Source organism: Paenimyroides aestuarii (assembly GCF_024628805.1).
Taxonomy (GTDB): domain Bacteria; phylum Bacteroidota; class Bacteroidia; order Flavobacteriales; family Flavobacteriaceae; genus Flavobacterium; species Flavobacterium aestuarii_A.
The window spans coordinates 2,452,392-2,464,771 of record NZ_CP102382.1; the positions used below are offsets into that span (position 1 = coordinate 2,452,392).

Below are 12,380 nucleotides of genomic sequence, written 5' to 3' on the forward strand. Positions count from 1 at the left end.
TAGTTGAATAAGCAGGTTTATGAAATCAAATAAAATAAAAAGAATCGGCGTGTTAACATCAGGTGGTGATGCACCCGGAATGAATGCTGCAATTAGGGCAGTAGTAAGGGCTTGTACTTTTTACGAAGTAGCTTGTTTTGGTATTTTTCGTGGCTTTCAAGGATTAATAGAAGGCGACTTAAAAGAAATGGGACCTCGCGATGTGAAATATATTGTATCTAAAGGCGGAACCATATTAAAATCGGCTCGTTCTAAAGAATTTATGACCGTTGAAGGCCGACAAAAAGCCATTGAAACGCTTAAAAAAAATCAATTGGATGCATTGATTATTATTGGCGGTGATGGAAGTTTTACCGGTGGAATGCAACTTTCTAAAGAATTTGACATTCCCATTATTGGCATTCCCGGCACGATTGATAACGATATTTATGGCACATCGCACACTTTGGGTTATGATACCGCTTTGAATACGGTGATCGATGCGGTTGATAAAATTCGAGATACAGCCACCTCGCACAAGCGTATTTTCTTTGTAGAAGTCATGGGGCGCGATGCAGGTTTTATCGCTTTGAATTCCGGAATAGGAGCAGGAGCAGAGGAAATTTTAATTCCTGAAGAAAATATCGGTTTACCGAAATTGTTAGAAAAACTGAAACGAAGCAAAGCTTCCGGAAAATCGAGTTGCATTGTTATAGTTGCCGAAGGTGAAAAATCGGGTAAAAATGTTTATGAGTTAAGTGATTATGTTGAAGAACATTTACCAGAATATGATGTGCGGGTGTCGGTAATTGGACATATTCAACGGGGCGGTTCGCCCAGCTGTTTTGATCGTGTTTTGGCAAGTAGATCCGGGGTGGCAGCAGTTGAAGCTTTATTAAAAGGAAAAAAGAATGTAATGATTGGATTGCAAAACGATTTAATGGCATACACACCGCTTGAAAAAGCAGTGAAAGGCGAAGCCAAAATCGATGAAGAATTAATAAGAATATCAGATATATTATCTATTTAAGTTATGAAAAAAGTAAAAATTGGAATAAACGGTTTCGGAAGAATCGGAAGATTGGTTTTGCGGGAATCATTTGAGCGAAACGATGTGGAAATTGTAGCAATAAACGATTTAATGGAAATTGATTTATTGGCATATCTTTTAAAATATGATTCAGTTCATGGAACATTCAATAAAGAAGTTGCAATCGATGGAACTAATTTAGTAATCGATGGAAAGAAAATCAGAGTTACATCTGAAAAAGATCCTTCTTTATTAAAATGGAATGATGTGGGCGTAGAAGTAGTTGCAGATTGTTCAGGAGTTTTTAAAACAATGGATAAAGCAAGTTTACATTTACAGGCAGGTGCAAAAAAAGTAGTAATATCATCGCCATCAGATGATATTCCAATGTTTGTCATGGGCGTAAATCACGAAAAAATCACTGCAAATGATGTTGTTCTTTCAAATGCTTCCTGCACCACAAACTGTTTAGCACCCATTGCTAAGATATTAAACGATGAATTTGGAATTCTGGAAGGATTAATGACTACTGTTCATGCAGCCACGGCATCTCAATTGGTTGTAGATGGCGCTTCAAAGAAAGATTTTCGCGGTGGTAGATCTGCTTTAAACAACATTATTCCTGCAAGTACAGGAGCAGCAAAAGCAGTTGCTAAAGTTATTCCGGAATTAGATGGTAAATTAACAGGAATGGCTTTTCGCATACCCACACCCAATGTTTCGGTGGTAGATTTAACCGTGAAATTGGCAAAACCAACTACATATGAAAACCTTATGGAGGTGTTTAAAAAAGCATCTGAAACCCATTATAAAGGAATTTTAGGTTTTACAAACGAACCGGTTGTTTCTCAAGATTTTCTTTCGAATACCCGAACATCCATCATTGATGCCGATGCTGGAATTGCCTTAAATGATACTTTTTTTAAAATTGTATCATGGTATGATAATGAATACGGTTATTCTGCCAAACTTTTAGACCTGATTGTATATACAAATGGTTTATAGAAAAATTGAAAGTATTTCACAAACTGTGTCAAAGATTAGAACTTAGACACAGTTTTTTTTTCATATGTCCTTACGAAATGTAAGACACTAAAGAGAAACGGTTCAATATCAACACCAATATCAAAATACAATATCAACATACAATATCAACATACAATATCAAAATACAATATCAATATCAACATCAATATCAAGATCAATATCAACATCAATATCAACATCAATATCAACAAACAATATCAAAATACAATATCAAAATACAATATCAATATCAAAATACAATATCAATATCAAAATACAATATCAATATCAAAATATAATATCAACATAATTTTTTCTACCATCTCTTTAGGTATTATTGTATAAAATAACGTATTTTGTGCTTGAATTTAATTCAGACATTTTTTATGAAATTCGTAGTTGATAGTGGTTCTACCAAAGCAGATTGGTTATTGTTTAACAATAAACAACATTTGGGCGTGTACAACACGTTGGGGTTAAACCCTGAAGTTTTAAATACAAATGTGTTGGTAGAACGTATTTTGGCAAACGAAGAAATTGCCAATTTGCGCACATCTCTAAAAGAAATATATTTTTACGGATCGGGTTGTAGTACCGTTCATTCTAAAAAGGTAATGCAAGATGCTTTGGTGCACGTTTTTGAGAATGCTGAATTTTTTGAAATTTTAGAAGATACATATGCCGCAGTTTATGCAACCTGCCATGATTTGCAACCGGGAATTGTTTGCATTAACGGTACGGGTTCAAATTGCAGTTTTTTTAATGGTAAAGAAGTAGAGCAGGCAGTAAATTCGTTGGGATATTTAGCTATGGATGATTGCTCTGGGGTAGATTTTGGCCGCCGTTTAATTCGTGCCTATTATTTCAATGTCATGCCCGCAGATTTAAAGCACGAATTTGAAATTTCTTACAATCTTGATGCCGATTATATAAAGAAAAATTTTTATAAAGAACCTAATCCCAATGCTTATTTGGCTTCATTTCTTCCATTTTTAATTGCGCATAAAAATCATTCTTTTTTGCAAAAGATGATTACTGAAAGTTTTCAATTTTTTATAGATTATTACATTAAACAATATGCAAATCACGCAGATGTTCCGATACATTTCATTGGATCCACAGCATTTCTTTTGCAAGAAGAATTTGAATCGATACTAAGCAAAAATCATTTGAAAGCAGGTGTTTTTTATCAAAAACCATTAGAAGGATTAATAGAATTGCATCAAAAATAAAGGAGTCTAAATTAATAGACTCCTTTTTAAATAATTTGCAATTAGAATTTATAACGAACGCCTAAAGCGATATCAGGACCAAAATTGTCGTGATAATCGTTTCCATTTAGATAAAGCTCTGGTCTAAAATCAAGCGAAACTTGCAACGGTATATCGAAATTATATTCAATACCAATTTGCCCAGCAGCAAAAATAAATAAATCGCTTTCGTTGTAGTTTGGTAAACTGTATGACCATGAACCTAGTCCACCACCAACACCAGCATACCAGTTAAAACCACCGTCAATATTCCATAACCATTGGTAAATACCCGTAGCCTTGATAGCATCGTAGTTTTTAGATGATCTCCAGCCTAAATCAATTTCTAAACGGTTATTTTCAGAAAGTAAACGTTGGTACGAAACTTCAGCACCAAAACCATCGCTGTCACCAAAGCGTAAACCAAGTGCGTTTTTAGAAACGTTTTCTTGTGCTTGTGAAGCAAGCCCTGTAAGAGCTAAAAAGCTCACTAAAAAAATTCTTTTCATAATATTATATTCTTTTTAAGTAAAAATAATATAATTAGACATACATTCCAAAAAATGGCGGTAATTTATACTCATTCTGTGTGTTTTTAAAGCTCTTTCAATGCTAAAAAATCTTATAAAACTTTACATTATCTTAATATTACAGTAATATTTAGTTCATTTTAAAGGTTCAATTTTGTGCCAACATTCAATAGGTAAACACAACAAGTAAAATTTTAATGATTAAAGTATATCAATACAGTATATAATCATTCTATAAATAAAAATAAAGTAAACGAAATATAAGGTTATTTTGGTTAGTTAATTTTTAAATTCATTTTTTCGCAAAAGTGTGTTTAAAAGAAGGAGTTTACTTTTCGGGGTAAACTCCTTTGATTTTTAGAGGTTGTTAATAACCTCTGCCAATTTTTCGGTAAGTTTTTTTCGGCTGAAATATTGCAAGCCAATACCGTTTATTTTTAGTTGGTTTTGTTGGTACTTATAATAACAATCTGAAATATATTTTTTAACACTTTCTAAGTCGCTGTAACTAAAATAATTACCTGTATTTGTGTCTTTTATAATTTTTTCCACATCACTTTTTTCCGGACCAATAGCCAAGATGGGTCTTTCGGCAGCCATATATTCAAATAATTTTCCCGGAATGATGCCTATTGTTTCATAAGAATCAATTTCAATCAATAGCAAAACCTGTGCACTTCGTTGGTATTTTAATGCTTCTGAATGTGGAATATATCCTATTGTTTTTGTATGATTTTGTAAATTAAATTCTTTTAGACTATCTAAAATTTCAGGACTCACTTTACCAATCAATTTCAGTTGGAAGTCGGATTTGAATTGCTCATTTTCCTTTAAAATTTCGTTCAATGCCTGCCATAAAATCTTGGGGTTTCGTTTGGAAAGCAACGAACCGATATGACTTACTGTAAACTTGGTATCTAAAGCTGGTTTTTCAACCGTCTCTACATCGTATCCATTGGTAATTACATGAATTGGTTTTGATGTTATTTCTGCAAATTCCTTCTTAGTTGTGTAACTTGTAGTAATAACAATATCGGCTTTTGTTAAAACTTCCTTTTCTAAATCTTTATGTTTTTGAGCCGATTTAGCACTTAGTTTTAATTCTTTATGATAGCCGATATTTGTCCATGGATCCCGAAAATCAGCAATCCATCTTACGGACAATTGTTTCTGTAATTCCAAACCAATCAAATGCATGCTGTGTGGCGGTCCTGTCGTAATAATGGTATCAATAGCATTCTTTTTTATATAGTTCGACAAGTAATTCACAGAGGGTTTTACCCAGCCAACTCGCGCATCTGGAATGAAAAAATTACCGCGAATATAAAGCAACAATTTTTCTACAAATGTTTGTTTTTTCTTTGCTTTAATAATTCCAGAACTGATTGTTTTGGTATTTTTTTTTGATAGAAACGATGCTATTTTATAAGGCTCATTAATTGGTTGTTTTAAAACAATTGTGCGGTTTTGAACATCGCTTTTTAAATCATTATCAATAATGGGATAGGACGCATTTTCAGGCACATAGACAATAGGTTCTATATTGAATTCGGGTAGATATTTCACGAATTTTAACCAACGCTGCACACCTGGACCACCTGCTGGCGGCCAATAATAAGCAATAATGAGCACTTTTTTCATAGCTTTGAAAGTAGTTTATTGGTTAAAACAGATTTATTTCCTGTTGATTTAATTCGGGTTTTCTTCTTTTTTCGGAGCAGATTTCCATATGTAAAAAACACCAGCAATTACAATTAATAATGCTATGATCGAGGTTATTAATGATACAATTCCTCCTTTTTGCACCACTTCTGGTTCAAAAGCAAATGTAATTTCATGATTTCCAGCAGGAACATATAATCCGCGTAAGGTGTAATTCACTTCCAGCATTTCCGTAGGTTTTCCATCGATTGAAATATTCCATCCTTTTGGATAGTAAACTTCAGAGAATACCGCAAAACCATCTGCTTTGTTCTGCGATTTATATACTAATTTATTAGGTTGATAACGCACTAATTGTATTTGTGCCAAACTATCTACCTCAAAATTTGTTTTCGATACTTGCACTGCATCATACACCAACGCTGTTTCTTTTGATTGAAACGATTTCATTGCTGTCATCATTTCATCTGCATTTGCTACTTTTTGAATGTTTTTAACAAACCAAGCATTTCCGTTTGCATCCGGATTTTCTAAGGCAATATCAGCTCCTTCTTCGTTTTTATTAATCACATATTTTACATTCAACATGTTTAAAACTTGAATGTTTTGCTGTGCAATTTGATAGTCAAACAAATCTTGAATTTTCTTAGGTTTTGCCGCATGGTATCCACCTAAAGAATGATGAAAATAGGAGCTTCGCGCGCTACTAAAACCGCCTTGTTGTTCAAAAACCCTAAAATGTGTAGTATCTTTTAAAATATGCTGATCTGCTGGTGTTTGCTGAAAAGGCTTTTCTACCATGTATTTTGCTACAAAGTTATCTTTGTTTACATAGTTGGTATCAATGGAAATTAAATCAATCACACCTAAAAAACCAACGATAATTACGGTAACTTTTGCAGTTAACTTTTCTTTATTGAATGCTAATAATGCTCCGAAAGCCAAAGCTATAAAGATAAAAGTTCGCAATAAATCTTTTGAATACATTGCCTTGCGGTCATTGATTAAAGCAGCCAGAAAATCAGACCCGGCTTGTTGAAAAACTTGCGCATAATACGAATCGTTTGTCCCTTCAAAGCCTAAAGTTCCTTTTAAAACAAATAGTACAACAAGAAGTGCTGCAAAAACAATTCCCGACATTTTTAGGGCTTTAAACTGTTTTTCTTTAGATGCTTTAAAAAATGCCTGTAAACCTAAAATTGCCAACACCGGAAAACATAATTCAGCGATTACTTGAATGGATGTTATGGCACGGAATTTATTGTAAAGCGGCAACGTATCAATCAAAAAATCGGTTAAAAAGAAGTTGTGTCCCCAAGATAAAGCAATGGAAACAGCAGCCCCCGTACCCAAGTAATATTTTGCTTTTCTATCATCTACAAAAAAACACAAGAGCGCTAAAAACAACACCACAGCTCCAATATATGCTGGTGCAGCTACAATTGGCTGTTCGCCCCAATAGGTAGGTGCTTGGTCGGCAAATTGTTGTGCCGGAGCTGGATCGTATCCTTGCGATTGTAAAAAATTAAATACAAATTGATAGGTTTCTGATTGTGTACCAATTTTTTCGCCATTACCACCGCCCATAATTCGGGGAACGAGTAAATTAAAGGTTTCAAAATTACCGTAACTATACTCTGTGATGTACTCATGGGTCATTGCGTTGGTTGATGCTTTCGGTGAACCATCTGGAGCTATTGTTAATTCGCTATCGCTTCTGGTACTGAATTTTGCATATTCTGATGTAGCCATTAAATTGGTTGCATTCAAACCAATTGCTAAAATTCCAGCAACAGCAAATATTCCAAACATTTTTAGTAGAGAAGAAACTTCTTTCTGTTTGATATAATATACGGAATAATAAATGGATACAATCACTAAAAATAGCAATAGATAATATGTCATTTGGAAGTGATTAGCCGAAATTTCCAGCGCAGCAGCAATCATTGTAAGAATTCCTCCCAAAAGATATTTTTTCCTAAAAACCAGATGCACACCAGCTAAAACCAACGGCATATAAGCAATTGCGTGAGCTTTGGCATTGTGTCCGGCTCCTAAAATCACAATTAAATAGGTGGAAAAACCAAACAATAATGCGCCAATAAAAGCCTTTAAAGGTTTTACTTTGTAGGTTAAAAGCAGTATATAAAATCCTATGAAATATAAGAAAACGTAATCGGCAGGACGCGGAAGAAAACGAATCACATAATCTAATTCTTTTATGTAATTATGTGGATATTTTGCGCCTAATTGATAAGTGGGCATACCGCCAAAAGCATTGTTTACCCAATAAGTTTCTTCGTTATTTGTTTGTCGAAAATCGTTTAATTCTTTAGCCATTCCGGTGTATTGCACAATATCGGATTGCATGATTTGCTTGCCCGAAAGTACCGGATAAAAGTATGCCAAAGCCACAACTACAAAACCCAATATTGCTAAAATATGAGGTACATAGTTTTTAAAATTTTTCATAGTACATAAATTTGATGCTAAATGTACTTATTATTTAGGAATTGAAGAAAAAAAAGTCTTGCAATGCAAGACTTAAATATTATTCTACTTCTTCAAAGTCGATATATTCACCAACTTTCTTTTTTTCTTTCGGAATTTTATTCTGTTTTAATTCACTTTCAAAATCAGGTTTTTGTGTTTGTTGATTATGTTGATTTTGATAGGCTTGCTGTTGTTTTTGAAAGTTTTCAGAAACTTTATTAACCGCTTTGTTCAATAAATAGGGTGCTAGCAACTTAAAGGTAAACTTAAACAGATAGTAAACCAATACAATAATTAAAACGGTTTTTATGAAACTTTGAAAAGACGCTTGGTCCATTTTTATTTATTTTTTTAGATATAATTTCAAATATAGCACCTTTTCCCGTGATAAATTCTTATAGAAATCTTAAAAATTATTTTTCAGAACGATCTTCCGCACGCTTTTTCCAATGCTCGTAACCACCATTCAACTGTGAAACTTTCTCAAAACCAAACGATTTTAATAGTTCATAAGCTTCAGCACTTCTTTCTCCAGACTGGCAAAAAACAATTAGCTCTCTATCTTTCGGAAAATGACGTACGGTTCTTGTAAATTCTTCTTCATGAATATTCAAATTCATTGCGCCGGGTATTGTACCTTCTTTGTATTCTTCAGTGGATCTCACATCAATTAAAATTGGCGCTTTTTCTGTGAGTTTCATTAATTGATCCATTTCGATATTTTGTGCATGAACCGATAATCCACTTAAAAGAATGCTTAAAACTAAAATGACTTTTTTCATAGTACGAATTGTTTATTTATGACAAATATCAGAATTTATTTTTTTGCCTCTTATTATTTTTGTTTAAAAGTTTTGGAATGAATAGCTTAATTAACAAATATAATGTTCCCGGCCCCCGATACACAAGTTATCCAACTGTTCCTTTTTGGAATCAAGATTATTTTTCAAGTAATAAATGGATCGATCGTTTGCAACAAAATTTTGATTTAACAAACAATATTGAAGGCATATCGTTATATATTCATCTACCATATTGTGAAAGTTTGTGCACTTTTTGTGGGTGTCATAAACACATTACAAAGCAACACAAAGTAGAGCAACCATATATCGATGCTGTTTTAAAAGAATGGAATTTGTATTTGAATCTGTTTGGAAGTAAGCCTATTATTAAAAAGTTGCATTTGGGTGGCGGTACGCCTACCTTTTTTAGTAGTACGGAATTAAAAAGATTGGTTGATGGAATTTTTCAAAAATCTGTAAAACATAAGCATTTAGAAATGAGTTTTGAAGGACATCCTAATAATACTTCAGAAACACATTTGCAGGTTTTGTTTGATTTAGGTTTTAAGCGAGTGAGTTTTGGTGTACAAGATTATGATGAAAAAGTGCAAAAAGCAATTAACAGAAACCAGGCTTTTAACCAAGTGAGTGCCGTTTCTTTGAAAGCCAGAGAAATCGGCTATCAATCTATAACTCATGATATTATTTATGGATTGCCGTTTCAAACAATTGAAAGCATAAAAGACACTATTTATAAAACAGCACAGATAATGCCCGATAGAATTTCCTTTTATTCCTATGCACACGTGCCATGGATGAAAGGAAATGGGCAACGGGGTTTTAAAGACCATGATCTTCCAAAAAACGAATATAAACGACAGCTCTATGAAGAGGGAAGAGCGTTATTGCAGCAATTTGGTTATTACGAAATAGGGATGGATCATTTTGCAAAAGCAACAGACGATTTGTATAAATCATCTAAGAATAAGCAATTGCACAGAAATTTTATGGGATACACACCTTCTAAAACAACAGTTTTGATTGGTTTGGGAGCATCGGCAATCAGCGATTGTGGAAATGCTTTTGCACAAAACGAAAAACAAATTCCTTTGTATTTAGCATCTATCGATAGAAATGAAATTCCTGTTTTTAAAGGGCATGTTTTATCAAATGATGATTTAGTTTTGCGCCATTGTATCACAGATATCATTTGCCGATACAGTACCGATTTAACGGCTGTTTATGCAATAATTCCTAAAGAGGAATTGCAAAATCGTTTGAATGAATTTTTAAACGATGAATTGATTACAATTGAAAACAATCAATTAACAGTTACTCATTTGGGTAAAACTTTTGTGCGCAATATTTGTATGGCTTTTGATGAATATTTAATTCAAAGCACACCTTCAACCCAATTGTTTTCAATGACTATTTAAGCAAAACATCCTGAGCAAAAAACTCAGGATGTTTGTGTATAATTATTGTACAAAATCAGTCAGATAAGAAAATCGTTCGGTTAATTTTCCATTTTCGCAAATAGTGGCTCTTTCCAATATACCCTCCTTGTCGTTATCAAAAAAAGCAGGAATGATTTCTTTTAAAAAGATTTCTCCAAAGCCTTCGCTTGCATCTTTTGGCAACTCGCACGGTAAATTATCAACTGCCATTACTACCACAGCCGCAGGATGATCAATTGCTACTTCTTTGTTTTCTCGCGGATAATATCCGTAAATTGGATCGGCAATTGTTGAAGCTCGCAAAGTGCAATCAATTGGTCCGTTGATATCGCAAGAAATATCTGCAACTACTTTTATGGCATTATTTGCATGGTTCAGCATTTCTTTTGTTAATATTTTTGGCGACCCATCTTTATAAAAATGTCCGGCAATAAAAATATCGGCTACTTTCGAAAATTTTTCAAAATCGCTGGTGTAATCCAAAGGATTTTTCTTGAAATCTTCAAATGAACCAGTTGTTCCATCGATTTTTTTATAGTAATCTTCCACATCGATATGTACATAAACAGGCTCATCAAACTCTTTAGTCAAGAATTTTTCAACCGAAACCTCTTTCATCTTCATTCCGTCTAAAATTTCTTTCGCACCAAAGCCTACTTTGCCTTTTCCTGTTAAAACCACTTTGATAGGAGGAAGAAGCACTTTGTTTAAACGATCAATTAAATCTTTTTGAGTCTTTAATTCTTCGGCTTTTTTTAGGTTAAACAAATCAAATTTTATTCCGAAAGCTCTAAAAGCATTGTAAGCACCAACAATTCCGGCATATCTACCAAAACCAATTAAACGTGCTCCTTTATTATCTACCAATGTTTCATGGTCAATTAAACGAATGTTTTTTTCTAAACAAGCTTTAAGCAACTTTTGATTGTATATTTGTTTTTTTATGGTATGCGAGAAAAAGAAATACGTTTTGTTAGAAATTAATTTTTCGATAGGCACTTCTTTAACGCCAAAAAGCACATCGCAATCTGCCATGTCTTCTGTTATTTCAAAACCTAATTGCTCGTATTCTTCATCTTTGAAAACTCTGATTGGTGAAGATTCTACTTTAAAAGTTGCAGTAGGATAGGTATTTTTAAAAGTTAATAATTCTTGCGGCGAAAAAACTACCCTTTTATCAGGTGGTGTTTTTCCTTCGCGTATTATTCCAAATTTCATATACTATGTTTTATTTTAGCGAATATATGAAAATTAAATGAACAGCCCAAACAGGCTGTTCATAAGGATTAATCGCAACTTACGTTTTGATATATTTTGTCTTCTTCTTTAATTTTATCGTCACAATTTCCGTCTAAACTGCCAATGTATCTTAACTGCGGCTGTTCTTCGGTGCCTATATTTTCATACACTTCGCAATGACAAGTGTCCGAAGATTCACAACTTGCTAAAAAAGCAATTCCTAAAAGGGTTAAAAACTTTTTCATCATTCTTATTTTTAATATTTTATGACTAATTATTATCAAAAATTAAACCAAATCTTTAAATTCTTGCTTTAATCGGTTTTTTGCCAAGTCGGTAACCGAATTCGATTCCCTTACTTGCATTAATTTCTGTTGTAATGTTTGGGCATCTTGCACCTCTTCTTTTAAACTTGTTTTTAAAATTTGTTGAATAATGGTTTGTTTCGCGGTAGCAATCAATGCCCATGCTTCTTCGGAAACATACAATTGTTGCGAGATATTAAAATCATATTCTTGTTCAATATTTTGAATTAGAAATGAGGCATAATCTTGCTTCAACTCTGAAATAGGTGCCACTCGAACCACTAATTTTTGTAAATCTATACGTTCCATCAAAATAATTAATCGCTCATAAGCCTGCACAATTTGTGGCGTAGCTTTTCGGGCTGGTTCTTGCGGTGCAACGGCATTTCCTTGTTGCTGAAGACGTTCGCGTAAAAAGGCTTCGGTTTGTTTTTCGCGCGCAATTGCCTTTCTGTTAAACAAATAAAACAACAGAACAATTACAACTAAACCTAGTAAAATAAGTAATGATTCTTTCCAATCTACTTTTAAATCGATCATTTTAATGCATTTTAAAAAACAAATATAAACCTAAAATAATATTATTTGCTACTTATTTTTAGTAGTAGTAACTTTGTTTTTTCTGAA

General features: G+C 33.2%; 12 protein-coding genes. 4 read left to right on the top strand and 8 right to left on the bottom strand.

Features of this window, described 5'->3' with window-relative positions; genetic code table 11:
• Positions 1 to 19 precede the first annotated feature (19 nt).
• The 3 genes from pfkA to NPX36_RS11895 all read left to right on the top strand — a co-directional run bounded on the left by pfkA (position 20) and on the right by NPX36_RS11895 (position 3,267).
• Entirely contained in the window at positions 20 to 1,009 is a 990-nt protein-coding gene (gene pfkA / locus NPX36_RS11885) for a 6-phosphofructokinase (protein WP_257498934.1), read from the top strand.
• A 3-nt stretch (positions 1,010 to 1,012) separates the two neighbouring features.
• A complete protein-coding gene (gap, locus tag NPX36_RS11890) occupies positions 1,013 to 2,014 on the top strand; it encodes a type I glyceraldehyde-3-phosphate dehydrogenase (protein WP_257498935.1) in 1,002 nt (333 codons plus the stop codon).
• A 407-nt stretch (positions 2,015 to 2,421) separates the two neighbouring features.
• The gene (locus tag NPX36_RS11895; RefSeq protein WP_257498936.1) at positions 2,422 to 3,267 is read left to right on the top strand and encodes an N-acetylglucosamine kinase; all 846 of its coding nucleotides are present in this window, start codon (positions 2,422 to 2,424) and stop codon (positions 3,265 to 3,267) included.
• Positions 3,268 to 3,308: 41 nt separating this feature from the next.
• On the opposite strand, the gene NPX36_RS11900 is transcribed toward NPX36_RS11895, so the two are convergent.
• From NPX36_RS11900 to NPX36_RS11920, 5 genes are all read right to left on the bottom strand, one after another.
• Complete coding sequence (locus NPX36_RS11900) at positions 3,309 to 3,794, bottom strand: hypothetical protein (protein ID WP_257498937.1); 486 nt, start codon at positions 3,792 to 3,794, stop codon at positions 3,309 to 3,311.
• A 378-nt stretch (positions 3,795 to 4,172) separates the two neighbouring features.
• Positions 4,173 to 5,456: a glycosyltransferase family 4 protein gene (locus NPX36_RS11905; protein WP_257498938.1), complete on the bottom strand. Its 1,284-nt coding sequence runs from the start codon at positions 5,454 to 5,456 to the stop codon at positions 4,173 to 4,175.
• A 48-nt stretch (positions 5,457 to 5,504) separates the two neighbouring features.
• Positions 5,505 to 7,949 (bottom strand): YfhO family protein, encoded by a 2,445-nt coding sequence (locus NPX36_RS11910; RefSeq protein ID WP_257498939.1) that lies wholly within the window; start codon positions 7,947 to 7,949, stop codon positions 5,505 to 5,507.
• Between the two features lie 79 nt (positions 7,950 to 8,028).
• On the bottom strand, positions 8,029 to 8,307 hold the full coding sequence (locus NPX36_RS11915; protein WP_257498940.1) for a DUF4834 family protein: 279 nt from the start codon (positions 8,305 to 8,307) through the stop codon (positions 8,029 to 8,031).
• Positions 8,308 to 8,383: 76 nt separating this feature from the next.
• Positions 8,384 to 8,752, bottom strand: a complete 369-nt coding sequence (locus tag NPX36_RS11920) for a rhodanese-like domain-containing protein (RefSeq protein ID WP_257498941.1) — start codon at positions 8,750 to 8,752, stop codon at positions 8,384 to 8,386.
• 77 nt (positions 8,753 to 8,829) lie between these two features.
• Here NPX36_RS11920 and hemN point away from each other — a divergent pair, with 77 nt between their 5' ends.
• A complete protein-coding gene (hemN, locus tag NPX36_RS11925) occupies positions 8,830 to 10,188 on the top strand; it encodes an oxygen-independent coproporphyrinogen III oxidase (RefSeq protein WP_257498942.1) in 1,359 nt (452 codons plus the stop codon).
• Positions 10,189 to 10,230: 42 nt separating this feature from the next.
• Here hemN and NPX36_RS11930 read toward each other — a convergent pair whose 3' ends face one another.
• The 3 genes from NPX36_RS11930 to NPX36_RS11940 form a co-directional block, all read right to left on the bottom strand.
• Positions 10,231 to 11,427, bottom strand: coding sequence for an NAD(P)-dependent oxidoreductase (locus NPX36_RS11930; RefSeq protein ID WP_257498943.1), 1,197 nt, complete (start codon positions 11,425 to 11,427; stop codon positions 10,231 to 10,233).
• A 68-nt stretch (positions 11,428 to 11,495) separates the two neighbouring features.
• Positions 11,496 to 11,693 (bottom strand): hypothetical protein, encoded by a 198-nt coding sequence (locus NPX36_RS11935; RefSeq protein ID WP_257498944.1) that lies wholly within the window; start codon positions 11,691 to 11,693, stop codon positions 11,496 to 11,498.
• A gap of 42 nt (positions 11,694 to 11,735) precedes the next feature.
• On the bottom strand, positions 11,736 to 12,293 hold the full coding sequence (locus NPX36_RS11940; protein WP_257498945.1) for a DUF7935 family protein: 558 nt from the start codon (positions 12,291 to 12,293) through the stop codon (positions 11,736 to 11,738).
• Positions 12,294 to 12,380 lie beyond the last annotated feature (87 nt).

What these genes read in the sequence shown, in the direction of transcription:
- NPX36_RS11900 (WP_257498937.1), bottom strand. Translation starts at nt 3,794, where the DNA reads ATGAAAAGAATTTTTTTAGTGAGCTTTTTAGCTCTTACAGGGCTTGCT.
- NPX36_RS11920 (WP_257498941.1), bottom strand. Translation starts at nt 8,752, where the DNA reads ATGAAAAAAGTCATTTTAGTTTTAAGCATTCTTTTAAGTGGATTATCG.
- NPX36_RS11915 (WP_257498940.1), bottom strand. Translation starts at nt 8,307, where the DNA reads ATGGACCAAGCGTCTTTTCAAAGTTTCATAAAAACCGTTTTAATTATT.
- NPX36_RS11905 (WP_257498938.1), bottom strand. Translation starts at nt 5,456, where the DNA reads ATGAAAAAAGTGCTCATTATTGCTTATTATTGGCCGCCAGCAGGTGGT.
- gap (WP_257498935.1), top strand. Translation starts at nt 1,013, where the DNA reads ATGAAAAAAGTAAAAATTGGAATAAACGGTTTCGGAAGAATCGGAAGA.
- pfkA (WP_257498934.1), top strand. Translation starts at nt 20, where the DNA reads ATGAAATCAAATAAAATAAAAAGAATCGGCGTGTTAACATCAGGTGGT.
- NPX36_RS11940 (WP_257498945.1), bottom strand. Translation starts at nt 12,293, where the DNA reads ATGATCGATTTAAAAGTAGATTGGAAAGAATCATTACTTATTTTACTA.
- NPX36_RS11895 (WP_257498936.1), top strand. Translation starts at nt 2,422, where the DNA reads ATGAAATTCGTAGTTGATAGTGGTTCTACCAAAGCAGATTGGTTATTG.
- NPX36_RS11930 (WP_257498943.1), bottom strand. Translation starts at nt 11,427, where the DNA reads ATGAAATTTGGAATAATACGCGAAGGAAAAACACCACCTGATAAAAGG.
- NPX36_RS11910 (WP_257498939.1), bottom strand. Translation starts at nt 7,949, where the DNA reads ATGAAAAATTTTAAAAACTATGTACCTCATATTTTAGCAATATTGGGT.
- NPX36_RS11935 (WP_257498944.1), bottom strand. Translation starts at nt 11,693, where the DNA reads ATGAAAAAGTTTTTAACCCTTTTAGGAATTGCTTTTTTAGCAAGTTGT.
- hemN (WP_257498942.1), top strand. Translation starts at nt 8,830, where the DNA reads ATGAATAGCTTAATTAACAAATATAATGTTCCCGGCCCCCGATACACA.